The organism is Bacillus ectoiniformans, from assembly GCF_016908875.1.
Classification (GTDB): Bacteria; Bacillota; Bacilli; order Bacillales; family Domibacillaceae; genus Bacillus_BX; species Bacillus_BX ectoiniformans.
In genome coordinates, this window is the sequence record NZ_JAFBES010000007.1 from 120559 (window position 1) to 147404 (window position 26846).

Sequence of the window (26846 nt, forward strand, 5' to 3'; positions counted from 1 at the left end):
TGAATATTAAATGAGAATTACTCAATCCATGCTTTCAAATAATATGCTCCGCAATTTAAGCAGCAGCTATGATCGTATGGGGCAATACCAAGATCAGCTGGCAACAGGTAAGAAGATTAACCGACCTTCTGACGATCCAGTCATAGCAATGAAGGGGGTTTCGTATCGTACGAATCTAATGGAGGTTGAGCAGTTTAAAAGAAATTTTGGCGAGGCGTATAACTGGGTTGAAAATACCGACTCGGCTTTGGATAAGGCAACTGAAGCATTACAGCGTATGAGAGAGTTAGTTGTTCAAGCGAGTAATGACACGTATGAAGACTCTCAGAGAGAATCAGTCATGCAAGAAGTAAGACAATTAAAAGAGCACTTGGTTGAAATCTCTAATTCGAAATTTGGCGAGAAATTTATCTTTAATGGAACAGACACTTTGAATAAACCTGTTGATCTTAACGCAGTCAAGCCAGTGTCAGATAACATCAATCCTGTGAAAATTGAATTGTCTAAAGGAATTTATGTTCAGGTAAATGTTAATCCAAAAGAGATTTTCTCTTTTGAAAAGGATCCAACAGACCCAACAGATATCTCTAAACAATCTGGCTTATTTGGTGATATTAATAGACTTGAGGATGCACTAATGAATGGAGCAGGTAAAGAGATTACCGAATTTCTAGATACTATGGATAGTCATATCAAAAATGTAACCAATGCGAGAGCAGAACTTGGTGCTCGCATCAATCGAATAGAGTTAATGGAAGAGCGTGTCGGTCAACAAGAAGTAGTGGCAACAAGGGTACTATCCGACAACGAAGATGCTGACATCGAACGTGTAATCACAGACTTAAAAACTCAAGAAAGCGTGCACCGGGCTGCCCTCGGCGTAGGTTCACGTATCATACAACCAACATTAATGGACTTTTTACGATAAGCTATTCCTAGAGGATAGCTTTTTTTATGGGGTGATAAACATGGAGATGGCGCAGATAAGGCTGGAATCTCGAAATGCAAGAATTAAAATAGACACTCAAAAGCCAGTCCAATCAATAGAGCAGCCGCAAGCGGAGTTAGACCTGCAGCAGCCGCCTGCAGAAATGACAATTGAGCGAACGCCATATAAGTTGACGATTGACCAGACAAAAGCAAGGGAAGATGTCGACTTGAAATCTGTTTTTAAACGTACAGAGGAAGCAGCACAGTTAGGTTATCAAGATTTGCTAGATGGTATTTCAAGGAGTTCCCAAGATGGCGACGAACTTATGATGATTGAAAATGGCGGAGATGCGATCTCAGCACAAGCCAAACGCAACAGTGAAGATCCAATGTATGAGTTTAACATTGGATGGATTCCATCACATCATAGTGTGAAAATCGAATTTACACCAGGAAAAGTAGATATCGATGTGAAAATGAATAAAGCAATTAACAATACGAAACCAAAGAAAGCAGTTCATGACTACCAGCCAGGGAAAGTCAATATTTCACTACAACAATATCATTCTTTAACGATCGATTTTGCAAATTTGAAATATAAAGGGATCAATTTTGAACAGGAAATATAAAAAGCTGGTTAAGTAAATATTAAGAAAAGGAATGTAGCCTATGAACATTCAGACAAAGTATCATGGAGAAAGAATAATTGAAAAAGCTCATATTTGGCATTTTGCAACGGGTATTCCAGGATTTAAGGATGAAAATCAATTTATCATCTTACAGCTAGAGGAAAACAGCGTTTTTTATGTTTTGCAATCAATAAAAACAAGTAGTCTTGGCTTTATTATTGTCAATCCATTTATTTATTTTAAAAATTATGATTTTCAACTAGAAGAAAATATTCTTGAACAACTTGAAATCGAGAAAGAAGAGGACGTTCAAGTATACACAATACTCACTGTTAAAGACCCATTTCAGCAAACAACCGTTAACCTTCAAGCACCTATCATCGTTAATACTAAGAATAACCAAGCAAAGCAAGTGATCTTAAACAATACTGATTACCAAACGAGACACTTATTATTTCCATCTGCAGAAGAAATAAAGGGGTGAGACAATGCTAGTCTTAACAAGAAAAGCAGGCGAAGCGATTCGAATTGGTGATGATATCGAAATTAAGATAATCAGTACTAAAGGTGATCAGATTAAGATCGGTATTGACGCACCAAAGCATGTGGAAATTCATCGGAAAGAAGTTTATTTAACGATCCAAGAAGAGAACCAATCTGCATCGGTGGGGGTTGAAGATGTATTTGGTTTGTTGACAGGAAATAAAGATCAATAAGAACAACGAGGCATGGAGCTGAAAAAGCTTCATGCTTTTTTTAGTTCCATTTCAATTCACATTTTTGCCAAATACATAAAAGAAATAAAAAAAGTTTATAAAAACTATTAAACAGTTTCCTCAACCTCCGATAATAATAGTGTAGCAAGGAATAATAAGGCGGCCGACTTAGAAGGCCTTGCAAAACTATTCGTTCACAAGGATGTGAACGACACATTCAAGGAGGAAATTAAAATGAGAATTAATCATAATATCGCAGCTCTTAATACGCACCGTCAATTGAACAGTGCATCAGGTGCTCAATCAAAATCTATGGAGAAATTATCTTCAGGTCAACGTATCAACCGTGCTGGAGATGACGCTGCAGGTCTAGCAATTTCTGAAAAAATGCGTGGACAAATTCGCGGTCTTGAAATGGGCGCGAAAAACGCTCAAGACGGTATCTCTCTAATTCAAACAGCTGAAGGCGCATTAAATGAAACGCACGACATCCTTCAACGTATGCGTGAACTAGCAGTTCAATCTTCAAATGATACAAACACTGACACTGACCGTAAAGAGCTTCAAAAAGAAGTAGATCAGTTAATTGAAGAAATTGATCGTATCGCTAACACAACTGAGTTTAACACTAAGAAGTTGTTGAATGGTGAGTTAAATGGTGTGAGAGAAGCAGACCAATCTGCTGAGTTTAATGAAGTATCTAGCAGTGCTGCATTTAGTGGTATTGCTGGCATTACAACTATTACTGAAGATAACACATACAATGTGAAAATTACTGATCTATCAGGTGGGACGTTTACGGTTGAATATACTGATGCTAGCGGTGTAACAGGAACCGTAGAGGTTGCATCAGGAGGAACGGCTACTATTGGTTCTGCAGCAATCGACTTTGGTACATTAAGCACGGGCTCAATTGGTGAGGAAGCTACATTTACTACTCGTGTAGCGGTTTCTCAATTAGAAGATGACTCTTTAACATTCCAAATTGGTGCTAACTCTTCTCAAACAATGAGAGTGGGTATTGAGGATATGAGTGCATCTGCACTTAACGTAGACGGAATTGATGTTAGCAGTTCGTCAGCTGCCGAAGCTTCAATTTCTGCAATTAACAAAGCTATTGAAGATGTATCTGCTGAGCGTTCTAAACTAGGTGCTTTCCAAAACCGTTTAGAGCACACAATCAACAACTTAGGTACAGCTTCTGAAAACTTAACAGCTGCAGAATCTCGTATCCGTGATGTTGATATGGCGAAAGAAATGATGAATCAAACTAAAAACTCTATTCTTTCTCAAGCTGCTCAAGCTATGCTTGCTCAAGCAAATCAACAACCACAAGGGGTACTTCAGTTACTTCGTTAATTTCAATATAATAAAAAGGGCTGGCTAATTTTATTAGTCGGCCTTTTTTTACAAGGGAGAAATATATGGATACACAGTTATTTGAGTTGAAAAATTCGTTAAAACAATTAGTGCAAAACTTAATTGTTAGGATTCATAATGTTACCATTGATTTAGAAAACAATAATAATGAAAAACTGCTTTATTGGTTGGAGGATTTGTCCATGTTAACAGAAGCGATAATGGTTTTGTCGAAAAATAATATAATCGAGCTTGAACTGGATGTATTTAATGAAAAGGCTGAATTACTTCTTGATAAAGTAGAAGAAAAGGATTACTTATTTGTTAAAGACCTTCTTCAATATGAAATAAATCCCTTGCTTCAATATTTGGATGGATGTTTGACTAATGACTAAAAAACTTAGTATTTGCATGATTGTCAAAGATGAGGAAAAAAATCTGAAAAGATGTTTAGATAGCTTACAAATATTATTAGAAAAAAGTTTTATTGAACTTATTATTGTTGATACAGGCTCAAGAGATAATACAGTAGAAATTGCGAAAAAATATACTAACAGTGTATTTTTCCATGAATGGAATGGTAATTTTTCTGATATGAGAAATATCTCTATCTCTTATGCCAAAGGTGAATGGATTTTTATTATTGATGCCGATGAGGAATTAGAAACTCCAAATTTATTATTTGAATTGATCTTTAGTAAAAAGATTAATGATTTTAAAACCGTAAGAATTCAAGAAAAAAACCTGCTCTCTATAAAAAGAAATAAATATGTATATCATACACAAGAAAGATTATTTAAAAATGACGGTGAATTTCATTATGAAGGAACCATTCATAATCAACCTAGATATCAGCATCCAGTATTAACTGTAAAAGATATCTGGTTGATGCATTATGGTTATATAAATGAAGATAAACAGTTAATGGAAAAGAAATTTGAGCGTACGGCAACTATGCTCAAAAAAGAGTTAGAAAAGAATCCTGAGCAAGTTTACTATAGGTTTCAATTAGCCAGATCTTATATGATGCATGGTGAAGGGGATATTGCTTTAGAGGAAATTAGTAAGGCATATGATTCCATGAAAAAACAAGACAAACGCTTGATACCACATCGTTATTATGTGTTTGGGGAATATGCGCGTATGGCTCTAAACAAAAGTAATTACAAAAAAACCATTGAAGTATGTCTAGAGGGTCTGACACATACCAAACAATATATTGATTTATATTATTATATGGCACATTCCTATTTTTCATTATTAGAATATGAAAAGGGAATTGAGACCGTAAGAAAATATATAGAATATTATATTAAATATAATGATGGCACGTTAGATCTATCTAACTTCACAGCTGTTGAAATGTATACAGTCGACAAAGCTGCATATGAACGGACTTTAGAGAGAGTGATTTCTTTAATTTATCAAGAAACAGAATTAAGTAATCATCTAAAATATTTTGGAGATTTATTACATGATCTTGAGAATGAAAGGTTAAAAGCAAAATTATTAACTAAATTCTTTTTAATAGAAAATAATTATGATGATTTGATTGAATTATATTTATCAATTGATGAGAAAAATCGGTATGGATTTATACATTATTTAGAAAATTTACTAAAGAAGTTTACTGGTGATCGGGAGCAAGTTCTAAAAAAATTGTCTGCTCTTAATGATGATTATGGCTTAGTTAATCATATTCGTATAACTAATAGTAACTATAGTAAATTACTAACAGAACTATTAAAACAGGATCTGATGAAATTTCCAGATAAAATAATTGTCGAAATTGCATTATTGTGTATACAGTATAACTATTTAAATCGTTTATTTAAAAAAATTGATAGCGGGTCAATAAAGAAAATAGTTAAGGTGTTAATAGATGAAGAAAATAAAAAAGAACACTTTATAGAGAGCTTGAATAAGGACTTTAATTTTAATGATTTTCAGAATAATAGAATCTATATGGCGATAGCAAATGTAATTCTTTTATCAGAGGTTGAAGAAGACGCAACGGATTATAAAGATAGTGTAATAGAAATTTTTAATAAATATCTTATTAAAGGTCAAGAATATATTACTTACTTATATAATATTAACCATATCCGCTTAACATATACCACATTAATAAATAAGGAAGAGAAGTTTTTGGCTCTAATTTATTTGGCAAAAAAAGCGTTGAAAATCAATAAAATAGAGAGCCATAATAAATATATTTTAGAAGCGGCAGTTGAATATCCTTATCTATCTAGTTTATTGAGAGAATTAACCCGTAAAAACCTAAATGTAAATAATGTAAGGATGAATGATACTGATGAAAACTGAAGACCAGCAACAATTATTAAAACAAAAAATAGAAGGATTAATAAATAAAGGATTAATACAAGAAGCTACCGATATTTTAGAAAAATACGAAATTCTTATTAATAATGAGAAATGGCTTTTAGCAACTAAAGCTATTTTACATTTATTAAAAGGTGATCTGAATACAGCGGAGTTACTTTTAATTGACGGTTTATATAAATACCCTTTTAATGCTGATATTTTATTTAATCTTGCTTATTTATATGAATTAAAGAAAGAATATCAGAAAGCTTATGATTTTTACATGGATGCTCATTTTGCTTTAAATGATAAAGAGAAGGTTTCTGCTATAGAAGCTATTAAAAGAATAGAAACTATGTCACCAAAATTTGTAGAGAAACACAAGATAGCTGTGTTTGTTAAGCCCGGGTTAGACAATTTTATTGATGATATCATTCAAGGGTTGTCTGACGAATATAAAGTTAGAAAAATCCTTGTTAAATCTTATGATCAAATAGACCAGGGAATGGAATGGGCGGATACTTGTTGGTTTGAGTGGTGTGATGAACTGATTGTATATGGAAGCAAGCATAAATTAGCAAAAAAAAGAAAAATAATATGCAGGCTTCATAGATATGAAGTATTTACAAACTATCCAATTCAGGTTTGCTGGGAAAATGTTGATAAATTATTAATTGTTACAGATCATTTGAAGTTGTTATTACAAGATGTAATTCCCGACTTAGATCAAAGAGTGTCAATAGAAACATTTAAAAATGGTGTAGATATCAAAAAGTTCCCATTTGAGATTAGAAAAAAAGGATACAATATTGCTTTTATTGGTTACATCCACTTAAGAAAAAATCCTATTTTACTATTACAAACTATAAAAAAATTGGTAGATATGGATCCAAAATATAAACTTTATATTGCTGGGAAATTTCAAGAACCGCTCGCTGAATTATATTGGAACTATCAAGTAAATGAACTAAAATTAGCAAATAATATAATCTTCGATGGATGGCAAGATAATATTGAAGAGTGGTTGCAAGATAAGGAGTATATCATTTCAACCAGCATACATGAAAGCTTCGGATATGGAATTGCCGAAGCAATGGCTAGGGGTATAAAGCCGGTTATTCATAATTTCCCTTTTGCAAAAGAGATTTGGCCGGAACAACATTTATTTAATACAATTGAAGAAGCTGTAAAGACGATTATGAGCTCAGATTACAATTCACAAGAGTATAGAAAATACGTAGAAAACAATTTCACATTGGAAGAACAGTTAAAAAAACTGAAGTTTATTTTAAAAGAGATCAGTGATATAGAACCATCAAGTGTGAATAAAAGGGAAAATGAGGAGATGCTAATTCAAGAACTCAAAAGGATGATAAAGAGAAAAGTAGAGTTCAAAAGCATTGAAAATTTAACTTTATTTTTACCTACTTATAATCGGACAAAAATTGTCATTTCCGACATTGAAAAAGGACATAAATTAGGTAATCAAAAGAAAATAATAGTTGATGATTTTTCCGAGGAGTCAAACCAGGAAATATTAAAAAGTTTTTTTAGAAGTAATTCTATTAAAGGTATTTTCCATCAGCAGAATTATGGCGTGGCTAAAACGTTTCACACTGCGTTTAATAATATTGAGACAAAGCTCACTCAGTTTAGTGGGGATGATGATCTAATTTTCTGTTTTGATACTAATAGATTTATTGATTCGATAGAAAAGGTAGGAGTAGATTATTCGCTTGTAGTTCCAAGATATATAGTTAACTTAGACGAAAATGGTGATTTAAAAATATCTTACGACAGATCTAACTTTAATTATATTAATTCTCTAAGTCTTCTTAAACATTTTGCTATCACTGGTGAAATGTCTGCATTCATTGCAGGTACCGTTTGTTTGACGGAAATTATGAAAGAATCGGTTCCAGACCCGATTTTTAAAGTCTCTGAAGATTTTGTTGCCCTGGTAAGATATCTTTCTAAAAATCCGCAAAGAAAAATCAAGGTTTCAGACTCCTATGTTTACATTAGACGAGTATCTAAAAATACATTAAGTGGTACACAGAATATAGAAAAATTATTACTACATATATTATCACTCATGATATCTGGGTATTATTGTTTATCTATGGAGCTTATTGGAAAAGAAGAATTTTTGGATGCAATTCGCAAAAGATGTTCCCTTTTAAATACAATTTATAGTTTTGGAAATAAATTTACTCACACTATCTTTGGTTACTTACTCAAAACTATAGATCTAGATCAATTTATACAACTATTAAATAGTAATTATAATTTGGAGATTTTAAAGGATGAAATTCCAATGGAAATTTGTAAACTGCCTTATCTTTTACAAAAATAGCCTAGAGGGGCAATGTGTATATGGTGAAAAAATATCTTAAAGTTGGATTGATTGGGGTCGGAAATATGGGCCGAAACCATTTAAGAGTATTATGTACTCTTAAATCAGTTGAAGTGATTTTTGCTTATGATGTAGCTGACAAAAGCACAAAAGAAATTACCGAAAATTATGGAGTTCGTTTATCTACAAACTTATTAGATGATTTAAAGTTGATTGATGCCCTTGTGATTGCAACTCCAACAAATACACATTATGATTATGTTAAACTAGCTAGTAATTATGTGAATTATATATTTGTAGAAAAACCTTTGACAGATAGTATTGAAAACACCTTAGAGTTAGAAGAATTGAAATTTAGAAAAAACTTATTTATACAAGTCGGCTTTATTGAACGTTTTAATCCAGTAATACAGGAATTAAAGAAGATATTAGATTCAAGTGAAAATGTTATTAACATTGATTTTACAAGGACAAATCGATTAAGTAAAAGAATAACTGATGTAGACGTAGTTGTAGATTTAATGATTCATGATATAGATATTGCACTTTTATTAAACGGTAAGGTAAAAGAAATTTCTGCTTATGGCGCTGTTGATGGTAACATGATTGGATTTGCTAGTGCGTTATTGAAACATGAAAATGGTGTGTTCTCAAGATTGACTGCAAGTAGGGTTACTGAGAAGCGAATAAGGCAAATTGCAGCAACATGTAGCGACATGTATGTCGATTGTGATTTGACTAAAAAAGAAGTATGTATAAACAAACAAACTTTTGAGCAATCGTATAAATATATATCTTTAACATCACTCGAAGAAAAAGTGTATGTTTCTCCTCAAGAGGCATTGCTTAGCGAATTAATGTCTTTTGTCGAATACTGTTTATGGAATAAGAAAAAGGAGATTATTCCAGGCATACAATCTGCTAAGGATGCAATTATCATTGCCAATGAAATTCAAAAACAAATTTTATCTCTAAAATAGAAGCTTGTGTAAAGGAGTAAGGTTCTTGGAAATTAATGAGTTATATATTAAAAAAACCTTAGTGTCGGAACTATGTGAGAATATAGATTTAAATATACAGGGTTCAGATATATTTATTTCTAAATTAGGTTCATTAGATACATTAACAGATAGACCGGAAGAACAATTAACCTATGCATTTAATGAAAGATATATTGATAAATTTATTAAATCAGATATAAGATGCTGCATTATACCAAATCGTCTTAACAAGTATATACAATCAAATGATGTATCAAATAAAACATTCTTATTAACAAAATCTGACCCTGAAACATTATTTTTTGAAATCTTAATAAAGTTAGGTCATGGAAATAAATGGCAAAAAATTGAATCCTCATTTGGGGTAGATAATAGCATAGCCTCTTCAGCAATTATATATAGCAATGTAGTGATTGGGGATCGTTGTACAATCATGGATAATGTAGTTATTATGCCAAATACTATTATAGGAAATGATGTAATTATTAAGCCTAATACAGTAATAGGTGGTGATGGTTTTTTAGTAAAAGAAATCAAAGGGAATAAGCTAGTCGTTCCGCATTTTGGGGGAGTTAAAATTTATGATAATGTAGAAATCGGGTCTAATTCATGTGTAGATAAAGGTATGTTTGGTGAGTTCACATTAATTGGAACTAATACTAAGTTGGATAATCATGTCCACATAGGTCATTCAGCTCAAATTGGATCAGATTGTATTATAACTGCAGGAAGTATAGTAGGTGGAAGTACAATCTTAAAATCAAATGTTTATTTAGGAATTAATAGTACTATAAATCAATTATTGGAAATTGATAGTTTTTGTTTTGTAGGATCAGGAACAGTGGTAAATAAATCTCTAACCCCGCATTCGTTAGTTGTTGGTTCACCTGCTAGAAATATTGGTTATGTGTGTAGTTGCCGTGCAAAAATAGATATAACACAAAAACCAATTGTATGCTCAAAGTGTGAGAGCGAATATGAATTAATTAACAGCATTGTTGTTAAAATTGACAATAAAAAATGCAAAAAGGTAGAAATCAATAGAGGGGTTGAGTTTTGAAAAGATAGTTTATTAGGAGAGATGAATATATTGGAGAGAATAAAAAGCATCCAATTAAAAAATTGTAAAATTGGAGTTATTGGCCTCGGTTATGTTGGTCTCCCTTTGGCGGTTGAAAAGGCAAAGGTTGGTTTTGAAGTTGTTGGTTTTGACATACAACAGTCGCGCGTAGAGTTAGTGAATCAGGGGATTAACTACATTGGAGATGTCTTAGATATAGAACTCTTAACCCTTGTTAATGAAGGGAAGATTGAGGCAACAACCGATTATTCACGAATGGCAGATTTAGATGTAGTAACCATTTGTGTGCCTACTCCCTTAGATGAATACCAACAGCCAGACATCAGCTATGTAAAGAACTCTGCTAAAGAAGTTGCAAAGTATTTACACCCGGGTATGTTAGTAGTGCTAGAAAGTACCACGTATCCCGGTACCACTGAAGAGGTGTTAAAGCCTATTCTTGAAAGCACCGGCCTCGTCTGTGGGACAGACTTTTACCTAGCTTATTCCCCCGAGAGAGTAGATCCAGGGAATAAGCAGTTCAATACTAAGAATACACCAAAAGTGGTTGGCGGTATTACTCCTCAATGTACAGAAGTTGCAGCAGCGCTGTATGAGCAAGTGTTAGAAGGACAAGTTCATAAAGTCTCGAGTCCAGCCGTAGCAGAGATGGAGAAGATCCTTGAAAATACATTTCGAAATATCAATATTGCCCTTGCCAACGAAATGGCAATTTTGTGCGATCGGATGGGAATTGATGTTTGGGAAGTGATCGATGCGGCCAAAACGAAGCCATATGGATTTATGGCGTTTTATCCTGGCCCGGGTTTAGGAGGACATTGTATTCCTATTGATCCATGGTACCTGACTTGGAAAGCCAGAGAGTATAACTACCATACAAGGCTGATTGAAATTGCTGGTGAAATCAATAATAGCATGCCAGAATTCGTTGTAGAGCGGATCGGCCATTTGTTGAACGAAGAAGCTAAACCGATTAAATATTCAAATGTCCTTCTGCTAGGCGTCGCTTATAAAAAAGATATTGATGACTTCCGTGAATCTCCCGTACTAGATATTATAAGTATGCTAGAAAAAAAAGGTGCCAAGGTTCAATTTAGTGATACGCATATTTCTGAGTTTTCTTATCGTGGACAAACTTATAAAGGCACTTCTTTGACAGAAGACGTATTGTCTAATGCCGATATCGTTGTTATTACGACAGATCATTCTGAATTTGATTATAAAATGATTGGTGAAAATGCCAAGCTGATTTTTGATACGAGGAACGCGATGAAAAAGATCCCCGTTGCTCATAAACTTTATCGATTATAGAGGGTGCTATCAATGAAAAATATTGCTGTCGTTGGCGGAGGAAATTGGGGGAAAAATTTAATTCGTACTTTTTTTGAGCTGAGTGCATTAGCGGCTATAGTAGAAACAAGTGAAAGCTTACGAGAGGAAATAAAAAGCACTTACCCCAGTCTCCCCGTCTATTCAACTATTGAAAGTGTTAAAAAAGATCCTTCCATTCAAGGTGTGGTGGTGGCAACGCCTGCTTCTACACATTTCGAGATTGCTAAAGAATGTCTAACTTATGGGAAAGATGTATTTATTGAAAAACCGATGACTCTTTCTAGCAAGGATGGAGAAAGCTTAGAAAAAATTGCTCAACTTAACGAATGTATTCTAATGGTGGGTCATCTCCTATTGTATCAACCTGCGATTCAAAAAATGAAAGCTGTTCTAGACTCGGGTGAAATTGGTCAAATCGTCAGTTTACATCAGCAACGTTTGAAGCTAGGCAGAGTTCGTTCGGTTGAAAATGTCCTATGGAGCTTTGGTGTTCATGATTTAGCTGTGTTCCTATATTTAATTGGTGAACAGCCTTCTGAGATGCAATGTGTTGGACAAAATGTATTGCAGCCTAGTATTGAAGATGATGTTTATTTACATTTAACTTTTGAAAATGGAGTAAAGGCTCATTTACATACTTCATGGCTTTACCCTGAAGTTGTTAGGAAACTAGTAGTAATTGGTACAATGGGGATGCTTGTTTATGATGAAGTTTCTCAAAAAGTGACTTTACACCAAAAAGGTATTCATAGCGATTTATCTAACCGAGATGAAGGTCATAAAATCATTTTTCACGGAGAAAGCAAGCCGCTTACAATAGAGTGCCAGCATTTTTTAGAATGCATTGAGAAGCGAAAACAGCCTATTTCGGATGGGGCAAATGGCACAGCAGTCGTTAGAATTTTAGAAAAGGCGTTACGGTAGGGGGAGAAGATATGAGCAAAAGTGTATATGTTCATAAATCTGCTTATGTAGATGAAGGTGCACAAATCGGAAATGATACAAAGGTGTGGCACTATTCCCATATAATGCCGAATGCTGTTATTGGTGCGCGATGCAGTCTTGGTCAAAATGTGTTTGTTGCGAATAGAGTAGCTATCGGCAATAACGTAAAAATACAGAACAATGTGTCCGTTTACGAGGGTGTAGTTTTAGAAGATGATGTATTTTGTGGTCCAAGTATGGTGTTTACAAATGTAAAAACACCGCGTTCTGCCTTCCCACGTAATACCAGTGACGATTATAAAGAGACACGAGTAAAAAAAGGTGCTTCAATTGGAGCAAATGCAACCATTGTATGTGGAGTAACAATTGGAGAGTGTGCCATGGTGGCGGCAGGGGCTGTTGTCACCAAAGATCTTCCTGACTATGCGTTGGTCGCTGGGGTACCGGCAAAACACATAGGCTGGGTATGTGCATGCGGGGAGAGATTAGAAATAGTTAGTTTTCAATCAACCTGTTCTCACTGTGGTCGTGGCTATGAATTAGTGGATAACTTGATACAAGAGAGAACAACAAAGGAGTAATTATCATGATAAAGATTCCAATTTATGATCCTTCAACAGAAGTAGAAAGCTTATCCCAGGAAGTACTAGAATCAGTACAAAAAGTTCTTCAATCCGGGCAATTTATCCTTGGACAAAATGTTAAAAATTTTGAGAAAGAAACAGCCGATTATTTAGGCGTCAAATTTGCTTTTGGAGTCAACTCTGGGACGGATGCTCTTGTTATTGGATTACGTGCATTAGGAATTGGCAATGGAGACAAGGTCATTACTACGCCTTTTACATTTTTTGCGACTGTCGAGGCGATTCACTTAGTAGGTGCTGAGCCTATATTGGCTGACATTGACCCGAAAACCTTTAATATTGACGTGAGTAATCTAGAAAGCTTGATAACCGAAGAGACAAAGGCGATTTTACCAGTTCATTTATTTGGGCAAGCATGTGAAATGGATGAGTTAAGAGCAATAGCAGAAAAATACAATTTGAAGATTATAGAAGATGTGGCACAGGGGTTTGGAGGAGAATATAAAGGCAATAAGCTAGGAAGTATGGGCGATGTGGGATGTTTTTCATTTTTCCCAACTAAAAATCTTGGTACATATGGTGATGGCGGACTGATTACTACAAATGACGAGGAGACAGCTCGATTCATTCGAATGCTTCGTGGACATGGATCTGAAAAGAAATACCATAATGAAATGTTCGGTTATAATTCCCGCTTAGATGAAATACACGCTGCTATTCTACGTGTGAAGCTACCTAAAATAGAGGATTGGAACCATAAGAGAAAAGAGGTCGCTGAACGTTATCAAAAGGGATTAAGTGAAATACCAGAAATTATTTTGCCTAATGAAAAAAAGGGGCGTGTACATGTATTCCATCAATACACGATTCGGGTACTAAATGGTAAAAGGGACGAATTAAAAAATTATTTATTTGAAAAAGGCATTGGTTCAATGATCTATTATCCAGTTCCGCTACATAAATTACCAGTTTATAAAGAGAAAGACTGGGCCTTCCCAATAGCCGAAAAAGCGGCAGAGGAAGTATTAAGTCTTCCAATGTGGCCGCTGCTGCCAGTTGATAGTCAGGAAGAAGTTATTCGTGCTGTAAGGGAGTTTTTCATTTAATTATAACAGGGAGAGTTGAGTGGTATGAAAATTAACCACAATTTTACAGCTTTAAACACACACAATCGTCTTGCTTTTGCTTCTAGCCAGTTGATGAAATCTTCGGAAAAATTGTCTAGCGGTTTACGTATTAATAAAGCTGGAGATGATGCTGCAGGGTTGGCGATTTCAGAGAAAATGAGAGGGCAAATTCGTGGATTGGATCAGGCTTCAAGAAACGCAAACGATGCTATTTCAATGATTCAAACTGCAGAAGGAGCTTCATCAGTCGTACATGATATGTTACAAAGAGGAAGAGAATTGGCTGTTCAAGCAGCGAATGATACCTTAACAGATTTTGATAGATCTGCGCTAAATAAAGAGTTGTCGCAAATAAAAGAACAAATTAATAAAGTTGCGAACGATACTGAATTTAACACAATTAAAATATTAAATAAAGGCTCCTTGTCTTCAAGTAACGCAGGGTTAATGGCTACAGTAAAAGACCGATTGGCGAACTGGGTTGATGATTCCTTAAGTGTAATCAGCACCAACCTTGGACTAGATATTACTTTTGGAACACCAAAGGATATGAAGGTCGAATTCTATGAAAATCCAGCTGGACCTGCAGCTGCCTCCATGGGAACCAATGATGGGGGAAATACACTTATCCTACGCATTAATATGAGTAAAGTTGAACAAGTTTATAATTCCTCTGATTATGGCTGGGGGCAAGTAGACGCATTAATTGCGCATGAAATGGTTCATGCTTTACAGTTTACCAAGATGTCAGAAACGCTTAATGGCGGAATTGATACATGGTTTATAGAAGGTATGGCCACAGCTATTCAAGGTGGCGTTCCATTTTTAAATAACCACTCACCAATGAGTAGTGCTTCTATTCCTACAGGAAGCACATGGACTGGGGACTATGGTTCTGCTTATGCGGCTGTAATGACTCTTCATGAGACCACCACTGGGGGGTTGTCAGCAATCATTGATCGGTTGGAGGCAGGGGATACACTCAGCGAAGCTATTGCAGGCACGACTCAAGTAAGTACGGCTGAGATTTCTAACGTTACCGACTTCACTAATACTACAACAGCAGCAGCTGATTTTGCTGCGTGGTTTAACTCGAGTGCAGACGTGAACACGTATTTAGATGGTAGCACTGACTTTGACAACCCTATAGGTACTATTGGATCTGGTCAAGGGACTATTCGCTCGGGCGTTACTTCGTGGGAAGGTGTAATCACTAACAATGAAACAATTGAAAATGGCTCACCTTTTAATTTAATTTTTCCTGATGAAGCAGATTTAGGGGAAACGGTTGTTTTCCATATTGATGCAAATTCAAGTCAGACGTTAAAAATAAATACTGTTGATATTACTTCCGAAGGGTTGGCAATTTCAACTGCTGATTTATCAAATAGAATCAATGCAGAACAGGCAATTGATATCTTAGATTCAGCTATAGGAAAGATATCGGCTGTTCGTAGCACTTTTGGTGCGGCGCAAAATCGTTTAGAATACACCATTAATAACCTAAACAATGCTTCGGAAAATGTAACTGCTTCTGAATCCCGTATCCGCGATGTGGACATGGTAAAAGAAATGATGAATCAAACAAGGTCATCGATTTTAACGCAAGCAGCTCAAGCGATGCTGGCTCAGGCGAATCAGCAGCCTCAGGGAGTATTGCAGTTACTTCGATAGGCCTGTGGATAAATAGTCAAAAATTTGTACAGCTTATGCTGTACTTTTTTATTTTTATCATTCTTTTTAACGATTGACCATTAAGTTTATTCCTACAATACCGATATAACAGTTAGAAACTTAGAACGAGGAAAATACGGAGTTCATTAACTGGTGAATCTACTAACATTCATAAAAGATAAATTATAATAATAAAAAATTTGACTAGAATAGGCTATTGAAGGAGAGGTTAGTATGCGAATTGGCGGTTTAGCAAGTGGCATGGATATCGATTCGCTTGTAAAAGACTTAATGAAAGCGGAAAGAATACCTTTAGATAAGCTATCGCAAAAAAAGCAATTCATGGAATGGCAAAGGGATGACTATCGCGAAATCAATAAGCTGTTATTTGATTTCGATAAAATGATTTTTGATGGTGTCATGAAACAAGGGTCCTATATTCAGAAGAATATCAATGTCTCTAACGAAAATGTTGCTTCTATTAGTAATTTAAATTCAACCACAGATTTTTCTGGCTCTTTAACTGTACATGCAACAGCTAAAGCGGCAACAATGCAGAGTAGTTCAGCGATAGTTGAAATTACGGATCCTACTAAAAAGCTAAGTGAATACACATCTATAGGAACTGCAACACAAACGATAACCATTAAGGCAATTGGCAAGGATGGCAAACTTGAAACGGAAGGGTATACACTTGAGTTTGACCCTGCTAAGGAAACACTAAACAGTTTAATGGAAAAAATAAACAAAGACTCTGGGGTTAATATATTTTACGATAGTGCCACAAAAAAAGTTGCTGTTACAGCGAAATACACAGGGAATGCGGAGAATACAGATGGCACAGACGCTGCTGAAATCGTTCTTTCAGGGAATATATTTACACAACTAAAATTAGATGCAGATAATAATGTAGCAGGTTTGCATAATCAAACAGGTGTGAATGCTGACTTTACTTTTAATGGTTTAAGAACTGAGAGAAGTTCCAACACTTTTGCTATTAACGGAGTTCAGTTTAACCTAAAGGGAATTGGTGAAACTTCATTCAGTTCTTCTCCCAACGTAGATAAAATTCTTGATACTGTAGTGAAATTTGTTGATAAATATAATGAAATTATTGAAAAAATTAATGGTGAGGTAAGAGAAAAGCGATATCGCAGCTACCAGCCATTAACTAGTGAACAACGAGAAGCCATGTCTGACAAAGAAGTAGAAATGTGGGAAGAAAAAGCACGGAGCGGGACATTAAAAGGAGATTCTGTGTTATCAGGTGCTCTAAATAAAATGCGTGTTGACCTCTACTCTTCAGTTTCTGGTTTGTCAGGAAAAATAAATCAGTTATCTGAAATTGGTATTAAAACTTCTAAGAACTATTTAGACGGTGGAAAATTAATTATTAGTGAAGAAGACTTAAAAAAAGCCATTTCTGAAAATCCCAATGCAATATACGAAATGTTTGCTAAAGATGGTAACACAACTTCAGAAAAGGGTCTTGCTCGCCGGCTTCGAGATTCAATAGAAAACACGATGAAATCTATAGAAGAAAAAGCGGGTAAATCTTACAGTGTTAATACTTCCTTTTCTTTAGGAAGAGTATTGAACAATCTTGATAATCAAATTGACCGATTTGAAAGCCGGTTGATCCAAGTAGAAGATCGGTATTGGCGTCAATTCACTGAGATGGAAAAAGCCATTCAGCGTTCAAATGAACAATCGATGTTTTTAATGAATCAATTTGGCGGTTAATATTAATTTTTTTGAGACAAGAAAAGGAGCGTATATATAATGGCAATTAACAACCCTTATAAGGCTTATCAAAATAATGCAGTAACTACAGCTTCTCCGGGAGAACTAACTCTTATGCTTTTTAATGGATGTTTAAAATTCATTCATCAAGCAAAAAAGGCAATTAATGAGAAAAATATAGAAGCCAAAAATACTAATATCCAAAAATCTCAAGCCATTGTTCAAGAGTTAATGGTGACTTTAAATTTAGATATTGAAGTTTCAGAAAATATGTTGTCACTATACGACTATATGAATCGGCGGTTAATGGAAGCAAATATTAAGAATGACAATGAAATATTAAGTGAAGTGGAAGGGTTGGTTACAGAATTTCGCGACACTTGGAAACAGGTTATCCAAAAAAATCGCCAACTTCAGCATAGCGGTGTGGGTGGCCAGGTGTAATGACGTCTGTCATTAAGTGTTATGAAGTTACTCGTTCACTGTTACAAGTACTGCAAAAAAAATCAACAGAACGAGATCAATTACTAGAAGAAATTGATCAACTCTTAGAAGTGCGCCAAGCATTACTAGTAGAATTAACACCACCATATACAAGTGAAGAAAAAGAGATGGGTAAGCAGATAATAAAATGGAACAAAGAAATTGATTCCATTTTAAGAAGTGTGCATGAGAGTATTCAATCAGACATTCAAATGACTTCTAAAAAAAAGACTTCTGTAAATAAATATACAAATCCCTATGCGAGCATACAGCAAGATGGAATGTTTTATGATAAAAAGAATTAGCTGTATAAAATAAATCTAAATGTGCAAATATTTTCCGGTTCATTAAAAAAGAAGCCGAATCTTAAAAGTGATTCATTGACTTTTGATTCGGCTTCTTGCTTTTTTATTTTGTTAAAATATTTAGTACATCAGCAGTATTTTGATTAACTTTCGAAACGAGAATCTGGTCGCTTTTCTGCCGTATTTCAAGACTAACAAACTGCATCATTTCTTTTGCTACATCAGTGTCAGCAAGCTTAGAAAGTGATGAAGTCAAATTGGCTTCTTTTACTAAGGCATTTGTCATGTGGTGTTCAATCGCTTCATAGTAAGAGCCTACAACAGTTAAGTTATCTGCTGTCTTCAAAATTGCCTGATCAAGCTGGGATATTAAGCCTGACGCATCACTTGAAGTTAGCACGGACAGGTTCTCTAAATCTAAAGCTTTTGTACTTGTGTCCATTAAATCTAAGGTGATTTGCTGTCCAGGATTTGCGCCGACCATCAACACTAACGGAGCATTGTCACCAAGAATTTTCTTTGTATTAAACTCCATTTTATGAGCAGTATCATTGATTCCTGCCATTAACTGCTCAAGCTCGAGCTGACTTGCCTGTCGATCCGCATCCGTCATTGTTTCATTTGCATTCATAACTGCTAACTCACGTGCCCTTTGCAGCAATCCGTTCACATTGTTTAATCCATCGTTTGCTGCTTGCAACATTGATAGACCATCCTGCATGTTTCTTTGCGCCTGTGAAAGTCCTCGTACTTGCGCTCGTAATGTTTCAGAAACTGCTAGTCCAGATGCGTTGTCACTAGCTTTATGGATATTTAACCCTGAAGCAAGCTTGTCGAGGGTTTTTTCCATTTTTGTTTCATTGCGCTGATAGCGGGTTACAGAAAAGGCAATGGCCGATTGATTGTGAATCTTCATTTTTTCTCACCTCATTTCGCAAAATATAAGTCCAATACTTATATCGTCTTTTTTACCTATCATTTTAAGTTGAATAGTAAATTTATCCACCATAATGTCGATAATATTTATATATGGATTGGGAGAGAGGCATTCATGGATGTACATAAAGCGGTCAAGTTATATAGGAAAAATAGCTTAGCAGCACTTTCCGCTGCGAAGTTTCTTTTATGGTTAATAGAAGAAGCGCTTAAGGCTTTGAGTATTGGTAAATCAGCTATTAATACTGAGAATATTGCAGAACGGAATAAGCAAATTCAGATAGCGCAACAACTAATTCTTGAAATTGTCCCATTAATCAATGGGGCTTATGATGGTGGAAAACAACTAGTATTCCTTATCGATTATATGAATCGCAGACTTATTGAAGCTAATATGAAGAGTGATATTATAATAATTGGGGAGGTAGAAAGTTTACTTCTAGATTTAAAAGAGGCTTGGCGGGAAGTTGTTAGGTAAAAAAACTTAATTGAATAAATATTTAAAATTTAATCCCTTTAAAAATTTTAAATATTACCAATTCCAACCGATATAAGAATTGAATAAATGGGGCGGAAGGGGTAGTTGTGTATGATTGATAAAGTAGCAAGTTCATCCATTTCTTTTACACCGCGCGTGGGGAATGAAAAGTCCACACCAAATTTGGATCAGGTAAAAGACATAGCAAAAGAAGCAAACGAACAGGCTCAGCTGCCAAAAAAAGAAGAGATGGAAAAGGTTGTAAAGGGGATGAACGACTTTTTAAAACCAGCTAATACACACTTGAAATTTGAATTTCACGATGAGCTAGAAGAATACTATGTAGCAGTAGTAGATGATGTTACTCAAGAAATAATCAAAGAAATTCCTTCTAAAAAATTACTTGATATTTACGCAGCAATGACCGATTTTATAGGAATTATGGTAGATAAAAAGATATAAACAACGTTATGCAACTAAAAAAACCACAGCAACAATCGCTGTGGTTTACACCTTAATATCAATAAACTGCGAAAACGGCGAGGGTGCTTGCAGCTCGCGAATTCGTTTCGCTGGATCTTGTGTGACTTCTTTAATTTGCTCCGTGACCGCTTGTTCAGCTACGCTTTTGCTGATCACCACAAATTGAGAAATCGGTCCTTGTCCTACTCCTCCAACAGCACTCATGACAAAACCTCCCTTAGTTACCCTCGTTATTATTCTATATCTGTATCTTTTTTCCTGCTTGATTATGTATGTTTTTTAGAAAAAAATGGTTTGACGTGTATGATTAGTAAAAGTCACAGTCAAATGATTTTGAAGTTACCTCCTATGTAGATTATATTTATGAAAAGATCTTTGATTTTGGCAGGGAGGCGATTTCATGAGTAAAGTATATATCGTATCAACGGATCGTGAAAATAAATCAAAGGTTCGAATCCTTGAAGTGGCATCAAAACAGGCGAAACCAGCCTATCAAGCTGTTCGCCAGCTTGCACCGCAAGTTAGCCTCGGAATGTATGGAGCAAAGGATTTCTCTACGTTAAAAAGAATGAATAGACATTTACTATCTCAAGATGTTCAACTGGTCAACGATTTAGATGAGTTTGTCCAAATAGTTAAGCAGTAGAGATCAAGTTATTAAATGAACCTCAAATTAAAAAGGTGAAGAGGAAGTAATCTGGTATCTGGAGATAAAACACACTTTTTCAAGTGTCCTAATTACAAGTATCAGTTTATACTTCCTGCTTTCTTTTGTTGTAGAAAAATAAGGAGTCAGACCTCATCCACCTCAAACAGACTTATACCTCAAGACTTTGAAATTCCTCCCGCCTTTACATATCGAAAACGAACACATATATATAGTATCGCTGCTTATCCTGTAGTCTTCAATCATGATATAATAAAGCAAACGAGGAGGGATAAAAGCGCGATGAAAACACGTTTATTGAAACGGGTTCCTCTGACCCGATTGATGGACCTAAAGATTGACTATGCATTTAAACAATTATTTGGAGCGGAAAAGAATAAAGAGATAACGGTTGTTTTCCTGAACGCTGTCCTCCATCGAACTGGGCGCAAAAGTATTAAAGACATTACTTTTAGTAATACCGATGCAGGTGGTGAATATCAGGAAGATAAACAATCCCGCTTGGATCTTCTAGCCACTACGAACGATCATGAACAGATTAACATTGAAATTCAATTTACGAATAAATATGACATGATCAAGCGTTCCATTTACTACTGGTCGGGCATTTATCGAGCCCCGATGAAGAAGCGGATGGCCTACAAGCAACTTCAGCCTGTCATTGCGATTAACATCTTAAATTTTAACCTCATTGATCAAACCGAACGCTTTCATACTTCTTTTCATTTATATGAAGATACCGAGCATTTTAAATTAACCGATGTAATGGAGTTCCACTTCTTAGAAATGCCCAAGCTACTACGAGACTGGAAGCAAAATAAGTTAGACCCGTGGAACGATATATTAGCCAGGTGGCTGTTGCTGCTGGGAATGGTGGATCACCGCAATGGCGAAGTGTATGAGGATATCTACAAAGAACTGGAGGAAATCGCTATGAAGGACGAAAAGTTAAAAAATGCTTTCCAGGGGTGGGATCTATTAAGTGCGACGCATGAAGAAGTATTGGCCTACGAGGCACGGGTCAAACAAGTGTTGGATGAAGAAGCAGCCAGAATTGAGGCTGAATTAAGAGAAAAAGAAGCGCGAGAAGAAGGTCGTGAAGAAGGTCGGGAAGAAGAAAAAAGAAGCGTAATAAAAAGAATGCTGAAGCAAGGGCTAGAAGTAGAGCAAATCGCACTCATAGTAGAAGTGAGTAAAGAAGATGTGGAAAAAATTAAAAACGAGCAATGAGTAGATATTTTTAAAGGCACCATCGATTCACATCTAATAGATAGTGTGAGGAAAGCTTATAAATATAGAAACTGGGTTGCGCACGGGAAGAAAGGTCAAAAACAAGAAAGTTTAGATCCGCTTACTGCATATAGTATTCTCAAAGAGTTTTTGAGGCGGCTTCCTAATAATCTAAATTTAATATCGAATATAAAGAAAAGACAAGAAAGCCCTAACCAGCTTCCTTGTCTTTTTTACATTAGTACTTAAACACCCGCACCACTTCCTTCAACTCATCTGCCATCATCGACAGTGACTGGGCAGAAGCGGCGATTTCTTCCATGGAAGCGAGTTGCTCCTGGGTGGCGGCAGCGACTTCTTCTGATCCGGCGGCATTGTTGGTTGCGATCATTGATAGCTCTTGGGTTGTCGCGTGAACTTCCTGCACGGTCGCGGACATCTGCTGGGCTGTCGCTGAAATCTCTTCCATTTGCGGGGTGATTTCTTTCGTGCTTTGCAGGATATCATCGAACTTTTTAATGGCTTCTTGTGAAATATTGACGCCGGTTTGCACGTCATCAGTCACGCGTGCCATCGTCTGAACTGAGTTTTCAGTGTCTTCTTGGATTCCTTGAATGATGCCGACAATTTCTTGAACGGATTGCTGGGATTGCTCAGCCAGTTTTCGCACTTCATCAGCAACAACCGCGAAGCCTTTGCCGTGTTCGCCAGCTCTTGCCGCTTCAATGGCCGCATTTAAGGCGAGCAGATTCGTTTGTCCGGCAATGCTTGTGATCACATCTAATATTGAATGAACTTCTTTTGAGCGTTCGTGCAGCGAATGAATGGTTTGGTTAGATGCGTGAACGGACGCTTGAATGGAAGTCATTTGGTTCACTGTATTGGTGACCGCATCGCTGCCTTCCTCCGCTTGCGCCATCGTTTGCTGGGCAATCGCGGATACTTGTGTAGCGTGGTCAGCAATGTCCGTGACGCCTTGGGCCACTAGCTTAAAGGATTCAGCGGTCTGACTCACTCCTGCGGTTTGTTTTTCGGCACTGCCGGCGACTTCTTGAATGGAGGAAGCGACTTGCTCTGTTGCTGCGCTTGTATGTTCTGAGCTTGCGGTTAATTCCGCTGATGCTGAAGCAACTTGATCGGCGTTTGCATCTATTTTTTGTACGAGTGAACGCAGATTTTGCTGCATCGTATTGAATGCTTCCCCAAGCTGGCCGATTTCGTCGTTTGACCGGACGGTAATGTGCTCGGTTAAGTCCCCATCGCTAATCGTGATCGCTTTCTCTTTCATTTCTCTCAGTGGTTTAATGATTGATTTGATAATAAAGAAGATCAGAATTGCTCCCGCAAGCATGGAAAGGAGAATCACGAGAATCGTTCTTTGAAAAATAGGGACAGCCTTTGCGTTGATTTCGGCTTCATCAATGCTGCTTCCGATTTTCCAGCCGGTCTGATCATTCGTAGCAAAAATCATCAGCTTCTCTTTGTTTTTATCGTTGTAATAGTAATGGCCTTGGTCTTTGTTATACATTTTCTGATAAAATTCTTTCTTTGCCGGTGTCCCTGCTTTAATGGAAGGGTGGGCAATCGCGGTTTGTCCTTGATCCATTAAAAATGCATAGCCTTCTTTTCCGAGATTTAATTGCCCGACGAGCTCTTGGACATAATTAAGGTTTAAATCGACGCCGACGACGCCAGATCCATCCTTCGTGGCTTTAGAGACCGTCACGACCATTTCACCTGTAGTGACGTCAGGATATGGGGCAGAGATCAGGATTTCGCCTTTATGACTCATGGAATCCTTATACCAGTCTCTTGTCCGCGGATCATAATCGGAGGTATCGGTAATGACTGGCTCTTCGATAAACAGTCCAGTTTCAGTGCCCGCATAGATGCTGTAAACTTCGGGATGCAACTGTGAATACTGAGCGAGCTTTTGGCGCAGTTCGGGGCTTTCTTCGCCTTTAATCATAGAAGCCACAGCTATATTAGCAAATTGTTCAATGTCATGAATTTTGACATTGAGTGTTTGGTCAATGGAGGAGTTAAGCATCTTGATATTCTCTGCAAAGCCGGTTTGAACCTCCTGCTCGACGGCTTGTTTAGCAGTAGAATAGGAGAGCCATCCAATAACTAAGGCAGGAATGATTAACACAGCAGCGAAAGCGAGAATCAGTTTAGGTTTGATGTTTGTAAAATAGGTCCTTACTTTTCCCACGGAAAAATCCTCTTTTCTTTTTGATGATGTTTCAAGAAGTTCGACAACAAAAAAGCCATTCTATAAAAGATAGAATAGCCGAAAAATCATTGGTAGCCAGGCAATCCTAGCGAGTGATCATCTTGCCCGCCTTAGACCCTAAGCTTTGCGTCCTATCCTTTCGAATAGTTTGCCTTTATCTTCTATATAAGTAATTTATTCATAGTACAAAACCACTAAAATATCATAAAGCATAATTTGGAAAATTTCAATAGGTTGAAGAATAGCAAGCCTTGACTGTTTTGATAAATATCATTAATAAAGAAAATCATTGGCTGTTTGTCAAGCTGCTAATGTAAGACTTACTGCTGCACTTTAATTAGTTAGAGGAAATAACAGTTTTGTATTTTTGTTATATAAATATAACTTTCCGTGTTCGTTTTTGTCGTAATCGGTCACATCGAATGCGTAAAATGTCGACCATTCTGCCTTCTACATCCGCGTCTTTTCTCCTGCATAATTATATGTGTTTATTTGAAAAAATTAGTAATTATTTTACTGACATCCCACTATGTATATAGTAAAATAATAAAATGAATAGTCATTCACTTGATAGGAGGGCAGGAAGATGCAAGATGTGGTGGAGCTTCAGGAACGCGATTGGCAGAGAAAAAATGGCATTATGTGCATGGCATTTGAAGTATCAGCAGGATTAACCTTTTTACTCTATCTCATGTCAAATAAAGAGATGTTCAAGACGGCAAGTATGGGTGTTTGTTTTCTAGTGGTAGCTTTTGCCTTTTTAGCTGGTCGTCGATCGGTGCTGGCTGCACGGGTGTTTCCTGTGATTGTTCTGACCGTGTTAAGCGCAGCAACGATTGCAAGCTCGCTTTTCAGTGTGCCTTCGATGGCGACCCTAGGTATAATCTTTTTTATTATTGGGTTATCGAGTCTGCATGCTCACCGGTATATCATGATCTATGGCGGAGTTCTTTCTTTTATAGCTTTATATACGTTTATGAGCGGTTATCCCAACGCGGAAACAATAGCTGGCAGCAAAGGGAGTTTAACATTGATCTTGCTGTTGCTGAATTTTTCTTTGTTTTTGCAAATCCGCCAAAGCCGTTCGGTGTTTGGACAAGTGCAGGAATATGTAAAAGAAAATGCGGAACGGGCGATTGAGGAAGAGAAGGAAAAGCAGCGTCTGCATGAAGGGGTTCAGCAGATCATGAAGCATCTGACCGGTATACGGGAAGCGGCCGCAGAAAACCGCCATTCTCAAGAAGAAATGCTGAATGCCGTGCAGGAGGTTAGCAGCGGAAGTCAAAAGCAGGCAGATCAAATTGCTGATATCGCTGAAAGTGCAAGCGGGACAAATAAGGCGGTTCATGAGCTGGAGCGTGAAATGGAAACGATCATAGATCAGGCCAAGCACGCAGGAGAGCAAGCGGATGGCGGAGCGGAGAAAATGGAGATGATTTCCGGTGATATGGAATCTGTTCAAGAACTCTTGTCTGAATTGAATCACTCCTTTGCGGAATTAACGAGTCATATTCAGGCAACCAATGACATGACTGAGTCGATCCAGGCCATTACAGTGCAAACGAACCTTTTGTCTTTGAATGCTTCCATTGAAGCCGCGCGTGCTGGAGAGTATGGGAAAGGTTTCGCGGTAGTAGCCGAAGAAATCCGCAAGTTGTCCGGAATGACCAATGACACGCTTATTCAGATCAGAGGCAATTTAAATGAAGTGAATGACGTGAATGAACGGACAAGGGAGAAGTTAACTGTGAGTACAGAGCAGATTTTACAGCAGGCAAAGGAAAGCAAAGAAACTTCTGCCCAATTTAGAGACCTAAAAGAAACGATGCATCAACTTGAAAGTGAACTCGGCCGCTTTAAGCATCTGACTGGACAGATCACTGAAAGCTCCCAGATCATACAGGAAACCACGACAGACTTCGCCGCGGTGGTGGAAGAGAGCACAGCCGCTGTCGAGGAAATGAGCGCAACATTGACTAATCTCGCTAATGAAAACGACCGTGTGTATCAATATGTGGAAGAAACGGCGAGAGCAGCAGAGCGTTTGGGGTCAGACCCCCGCTCTGCTAAAGTGTAACGCGTTAAAGTGTGAAAAAGGAGACAAGGAAGCTGTAACAGCTTCCTTGTCTCCTCATAGTGTTGAAAAACACCTTAGGCAATAGACAAAATCTAAAATTAAGATTAAAATCCTTCTCATCAACTAACATGAGAGGGATTTCCTATGTA

Annotated in this window: 26 protein-coding genes and 1 riboswitch; of the genes, 23 read left to right on the forward strand and 3 right to left on the reverse strand. The window is 36.6% G+C overall.

What is annotated here, in order from left to right; all coding sequences use genetic code 11:
• Positions 1-10 precede the first annotated feature (10 nt).
• From flgL to fliT, 18 genes are all read left to right on the forward strand, one after another.
• Positions 11-928 carry a flagellar hook-associated protein FlgL gene (flgL, locus tag JOC78_RS11280; RefSeq protein WP_204555825.1) on the forward strand — a complete coding sequence of 306 codons (918 nt, stop codon included), beginning with the start codon at positions 11-13 and terminating at the stop codon, positions 926-928.
• A 40-nt stretch (positions 929-968) separates the two neighbouring features.
• Positions 969-1559 (forward strand): DUF6470 family protein, encoded by a 591-nt coding sequence (locus JOC78_RS11285; RefSeq protein ID WP_204555828.1) that lies wholly within the window; start codon positions 969-971, stop codon positions 1557-1559.
• Between the two features lie 40 nt (positions 1560-1599).
• Positions 1600-2043: a flagellar assembly protein FliW gene (gene fliW, locus JOC78_RS11290; protein ID WP_204555830.1), complete on the forward strand. Its 444-nt coding sequence runs from the start codon at positions 1600-1602 to the stop codon at positions 2041-2043.
• Between the two features lie 4 nt (positions 2044-2047).
• Complete coding sequence (gene csrA / locus JOC78_RS11295) at positions 2048-2275, forward strand: carbon storage regulator CsrA (protein WP_204555832.1); 228 nt, start codon at positions 2048-2050, stop codon at positions 2273-2275.
• Positions 2276-2509: 234 nt separating this feature from the next.
• The gene (locus JOC78_RS11300) at positions 2510-3634 is read left to right on the forward strand and encodes a flagellin N-terminal helical domain-containing protein (protein ID WP_204555835.1); all 1125 of its coding nucleotides are present in this window, start codon (positions 2510-2512) and stop codon (positions 3632-3634) included.
• Between the two features lie 65 nt (positions 3635-3699).
• On the forward strand, positions 3700-4029 hold the full coding sequence (locus JOC78_RS11305; RefSeq protein WP_204555838.1) for a hypothetical protein: 330 nt from the start codon (positions 3700-3702) through the stop codon (positions 4027-4029).
• Entirely contained in the window at positions 4022-5959 is a 1938-nt protein-coding gene (locus tag JOC78_RS11310; RefSeq protein WP_204555840.1) for a glycosyltransferase family 2 protein, read from the forward strand. Before JOC78_RS11305 ends, JOC78_RS11310 begins: the two co-directional genes overlap by 8 nt.
• Positions 5949-8315 (forward strand): glycosyltransferase, encoded by a 2367-nt coding sequence (locus JOC78_RS11315; RefSeq protein ID WP_204555843.1) that lies wholly within the window; start codon positions 5949-5951, stop codon positions 8313-8315. The genes JOC78_RS11310 and JOC78_RS11315 overlap by 11 nt, the downstream gene beginning before the upstream one ends.
• A 20-nt stretch (positions 8316-8335) precedes the next feature.
• Positions 8336-9295: a Gfo/Idh/MocA family protein gene (locus JOC78_RS11320; protein ID WP_204555846.1), complete on the forward strand. Its 960-nt coding sequence runs from the start codon at positions 8336-8338 to the stop codon at positions 9293-9295.
• A gap of 25 nt (positions 9296-9320) precedes the next feature.
• On the forward strand, positions 9321-10376 hold the full coding sequence (locus tag JOC78_RS11325) for a UDP-3-O-(3-hydroxymyristoyl)glucosamine N-acyltransferase (RefSeq protein ID WP_204555849.1): 1056 nt from the start codon (positions 9321-9323) through the stop codon (positions 10374-10376).
• A gap of 21 nt (positions 10377-10397) precedes the next feature.
• Positions 10398-11708 carry a nucleotide sugar dehydrogenase gene (locus tag JOC78_RS11330; protein WP_204555855.1) on the forward strand — a complete coding sequence of 437 codons (1311 nt, stop codon included), beginning with the start codon at positions 10398-10400 and terminating at the stop codon, positions 11706-11708.
• Between the two features lie 12 nt (positions 11709-11720).
• Positions 11721-12653, forward strand: coding sequence for a Gfo/Idh/MocA family protein (locus JOC78_RS11335; RefSeq protein WP_204555857.1), 933 nt, complete (start codon positions 11721-11723; stop codon positions 12651-12653).
• An 11-nt stretch (positions 12654-12664) separates the two neighbouring features.
• Positions 12665-13255 carry an acyltransferase gene (locus JOC78_RS11340; RefSeq protein WP_204555859.1) on the forward strand — a complete coding sequence of 197 codons (591 nt, stop codon included), beginning with the start codon at positions 12665-12667 and terminating at the stop codon, positions 13253-13255.
• Between the two features lie 5 nt (positions 13256-13260).
• Positions 13261-14364: a DegT/DnrJ/EryC1/StrS family aminotransferase gene (locus JOC78_RS11345; RefSeq protein ID WP_204555862.1), complete on the forward strand. Its 1104-nt coding sequence runs from the start codon at positions 13261-13263 to the stop codon at positions 14362-14364.
• 24 nt (positions 14365-14388) lie between these two features.
• The gene (locus tag JOC78_RS11350; protein ID WP_204555886.1) at positions 14389-16059 is read left to right on the forward strand and encodes a flagellinolysin; all 1671 of its coding nucleotides are present in this window, start codon (positions 14389-14391) and stop codon (positions 16057-16059) included.
• Positions 16060-16293: 234 nt separating this feature from the next.
• Complete coding sequence (locus JOC78_RS11355) at positions 16294-17802, forward strand: flagellar hook-associated protein 2 (protein ID WP_204555888.1); 1509 nt, start codon at positions 16294-16296, stop codon at positions 17800-17802.
• A 39-nt stretch (positions 17803-17841) separates the two neighbouring features.
• Complete coding sequence (gene fliS / locus JOC78_RS11360) at positions 17842-18246, forward strand: flagellar export chaperone FliS (protein ID WP_204555890.1); 405 nt, start codon at positions 17842-17844, stop codon at positions 18244-18246.
• Positions 18246-18590, forward strand: coding sequence for a flagellar protein FliT (gene fliT, locus JOC78_RS11365; protein ID WP_204555892.1), 345 nt, complete (start codon positions 18246-18248; stop codon positions 18588-18590). The genes fliS (JOC78_RS11360) and fliT overlap by 1 nt, the downstream gene beginning before the upstream one ends.
• A gap of 103 nt (positions 18591-18693) precedes the next feature.
• On the opposite strand, the gene JOC78_RS11370 is transcribed toward fliT, so the two are convergent.
• Positions 18694-19506: a flagellin gene (locus JOC78_RS11370; protein ID WP_204555893.1), complete on the reverse strand. Its 813-nt coding sequence runs from the start codon at positions 19504-19506 to the stop codon at positions 18694-18696.
• A 135-nt stretch (positions 19507-19641) separates the two neighbouring features.
• Between JOC78_RS11370 and fliS (JOC78_RS11375) the strand changes: the two genes are divergently transcribed.
• The gene (gene fliS / locus JOC78_RS11375; protein ID WP_204555908.1) at positions 19642-20004 is read left to right on the forward strand and encodes a flagellar export chaperone FliS; all 363 of its coding nucleotides are present in this window, start codon (positions 19642-19644) and stop codon (positions 20002-20004) included.
• Positions 20005-20115: 111 nt separating this feature from the next.
• Positions 20116-20466, forward strand: a complete 351-nt coding sequence (gene flaG, locus JOC78_RS11380) for a flagellar protein FlaG (RefSeq protein ID WP_204555910.1) — start codon at positions 20116-20118, stop codon at positions 20464-20466.
• Between the two features lie 45 nt (positions 20467-20511).
• On the opposite strand, the gene JOC78_RS11385 is transcribed toward flaG, so the two are convergent.
• Positions 20512-20691, reverse strand: a complete 180-nt coding sequence (locus JOC78_RS11385; protein WP_204555912.1) for a hypothetical protein — start codon at positions 20689-20691, stop codon at positions 20512-20514.
• 196 nt (positions 20692-20887) lie between these two features.
• On the opposite strand from JOC78_RS11385, the gene JOC78_RS11390 reads away from it, so the two are divergent.
• Together JOC78_RS11390 and JOC78_RS11395 are read left to right on the forward strand one after the other, a co-directional pair.
• The gene (locus JOC78_RS11390) at positions 20888-21133 is read left to right on the forward strand and encodes a hypothetical protein (protein ID WP_204555915.1); all 246 of its coding nucleotides are present in this window, start codon (positions 20888-20890) and stop codon (positions 21131-21133) included.
• Between the two features lie 303 nt (positions 21134-21436).
• The gene (locus tag JOC78_RS11395) at positions 21437-22384 is read left to right on the forward strand and encodes an Rpn family recombination-promoting nuclease/putative transposase (RefSeq protein WP_239587126.1); all 948 of its coding nucleotides are present in this window, start codon (positions 21437-21439) and stop codon (positions 22382-22384) included.
• Positions 22385-22622: 238 nt separating this feature from the next.
• On the opposite strand, the gene JOC78_RS11400 is transcribed toward JOC78_RS11395, so the two are convergent.
• Positions 22623-24599 (reverse strand): methyl-accepting chemotaxis protein, encoded by a 1977-nt coding sequence (locus JOC78_RS11400; RefSeq protein ID WP_204555917.1) that lies wholly within the window; start codon positions 24597-24599, stop codon positions 22623-22625.
• Positions 24600-24687: 88 nt separating this feature from the next.
• Positions 24688-24783: riboswitch (cyclic di-GMP riboswitch) on the reverse strand.
• Between the two features lie 1269 nt (positions 24784-26052).
• Here JOC78_RS11400 and JOC78_RS17865 point away from each other — a divergent pair.
• Positions 26053-26697 carry a methyl-accepting chemotaxis protein gene (locus JOC78_RS17865; protein WP_420829936.1) on the forward strand — a complete coding sequence of 215 codons (645 nt, stop codon included), beginning with the start codon at positions 26053-26055 and terminating at the stop codon, positions 26695-26697.
• Positions 26698-26846 lie beyond the last annotated feature (149 nt).

Bases quoted from the DNA above. Each gene is read 5' to 3' on its own strand.
- flgL (WP_204555825.1), top strand. From the start codon at position 11: ATGAGAATTACTCAATCCATGCTTTCAAATAATATGCTCCGCAATTTA.
- JOC78_RS11285 (WP_204555828.1), top strand. From the start codon at position 969: ATGGAGATGGCGCAGATAAGGCTGGAATCTCGAAATGCAAGAATTAAA.
- fliW (WP_204555830.1), top strand. From the start codon at position 1,600: ATGAACATTCAGACAAAGTATCATGGAGAAAGAATAATTGAAAAAGCT.
- csrA (WP_204555832.1), top strand. From the start codon at position 2,048: ATGCTAGTCTTAACAAGAAAAGCAGGCGAAGCGATTCGAATTGGTGAT.
- JOC78_RS11300 (WP_204555835.1), top strand. From the start codon at position 2,510: ATGAGAATTAATCATAATATCGCAGCTCTTAATACGCACCGTCAATTG.
- JOC78_RS11305 (WP_204555838.1), top strand. From the start codon at position 3,700: ATGGATACACAGTTATTTGAGTTGAAAAATTCGTTAAAACAATTAGTG.
- JOC78_RS11310 (WP_204555840.1), top strand. From the start codon at position 4,022: ATGACTAAAAAACTTAGTATTTGCATGATTGTCAAAGATGAGGAAAAA.
- JOC78_RS11315 (WP_204555843.1), top strand. From the start codon at position 5,949: ATGAAAACTGAAGACCAGCAACAATTATTAAAACAAAAAATAGAAGGA.
- JOC78_RS11320 (WP_204555846.1), top strand. From the start codon at position 8,336: ATGGTGAAAAAATATCTTAAAGTTGGATTGATTGGGGTCGGAAATATG.
- JOC78_RS11330 (WP_204555855.1), top strand. From the start codon at position 10,398: ATGAATATATTGGAGAGAATAAAAAGCATCCAATTAAAAAATTGTAAA.
- JOC78_RS11335 (WP_204555857.1), top strand. From the start codon at position 11,721: ATGAAAAATATTGCTGTCGTTGGCGGAGGAAATTGGGGGAAAAATTTA.
- JOC78_RS11340 (WP_204555859.1), top strand. From the start codon at position 12,665: ATGAGCAAAAGTGTATATGTTCATAAATCTGCTTATGTAGATGAAGGT.
- JOC78_RS11345 (WP_204555862.1), top strand. From the start codon at position 13,261: ATGATAAAGATTCCAATTTATGATCCTTCAACAGAAGTAGAAAGCTTA.
- JOC78_RS11350 (WP_204555886.1), top strand. From the start codon at position 14,389: ATGAAAATTAACCACAATTTTACAGCTTTAAACACACACAATCGTCTT.
- JOC78_RS11355 (WP_204555888.1), top strand. From the start codon at position 16,294: ATGCGAATTGGCGGTTTAGCAAGTGGCATGGATATCGATTCGCTTGTA.
- fliS (WP_204555890.1), top strand. From the start codon at position 17,842: ATGGCAATTAACAACCCTTATAAGGCTTATCAAAATAATGCAGTAACT.
- fliT (WP_204555892.1), top strand. From the start codon at position 18,246: ATGACGTCTGTCATTAAGTGTTATGAAGTTACTCGTTCACTGTTACAA.
- JOC78_RS11370 (WP_204555893.1), bottom strand. From the start codon at position 19,506: ATGAAGATTCACAATCAATCGGCCATTGCCTTTTCTGTAACCCGCTAT.
- fliS (WP_204555908.1), top strand. From the start codon at position 19,642: ATGGATGTACATAAAGCGGTCAAGTTATATAGGAAAAATAGCTTAGCA.
- flaG (WP_204555910.1), top strand. From the start codon at position 20,116: ATGATTGATAAAGTAGCAAGTTCATCCATTTCTTTTACACCGCGCGTG.
- JOC78_RS11385 (WP_204555912.1), bottom strand. From the start codon at position 20,691: ATGAGTGCTGTTGGAGGAGTAGGACAAGGACCGATTTCTCAATTTGTG.
- JOC78_RS11390 (WP_204555915.1), top strand. From the start codon at position 20,888: ATGAGTAAAGTATATATCGTATCAACGGATCGTGAAAATAAATCAAAG.
- JOC78_RS11395 (WP_239587126.1), top strand. From the start codon at position 21,437: ATGAAAACACGTTTATTGAAACGGGTTCCTCTGACCCGATTGATGGAC.
- JOC78_RS17865 (WP_420829936.1), top strand. From the start codon at position 26,053: ATGATTTCCGGTGATATGGAATCTGTTCAAGAACTCTTGTCTGAATTG.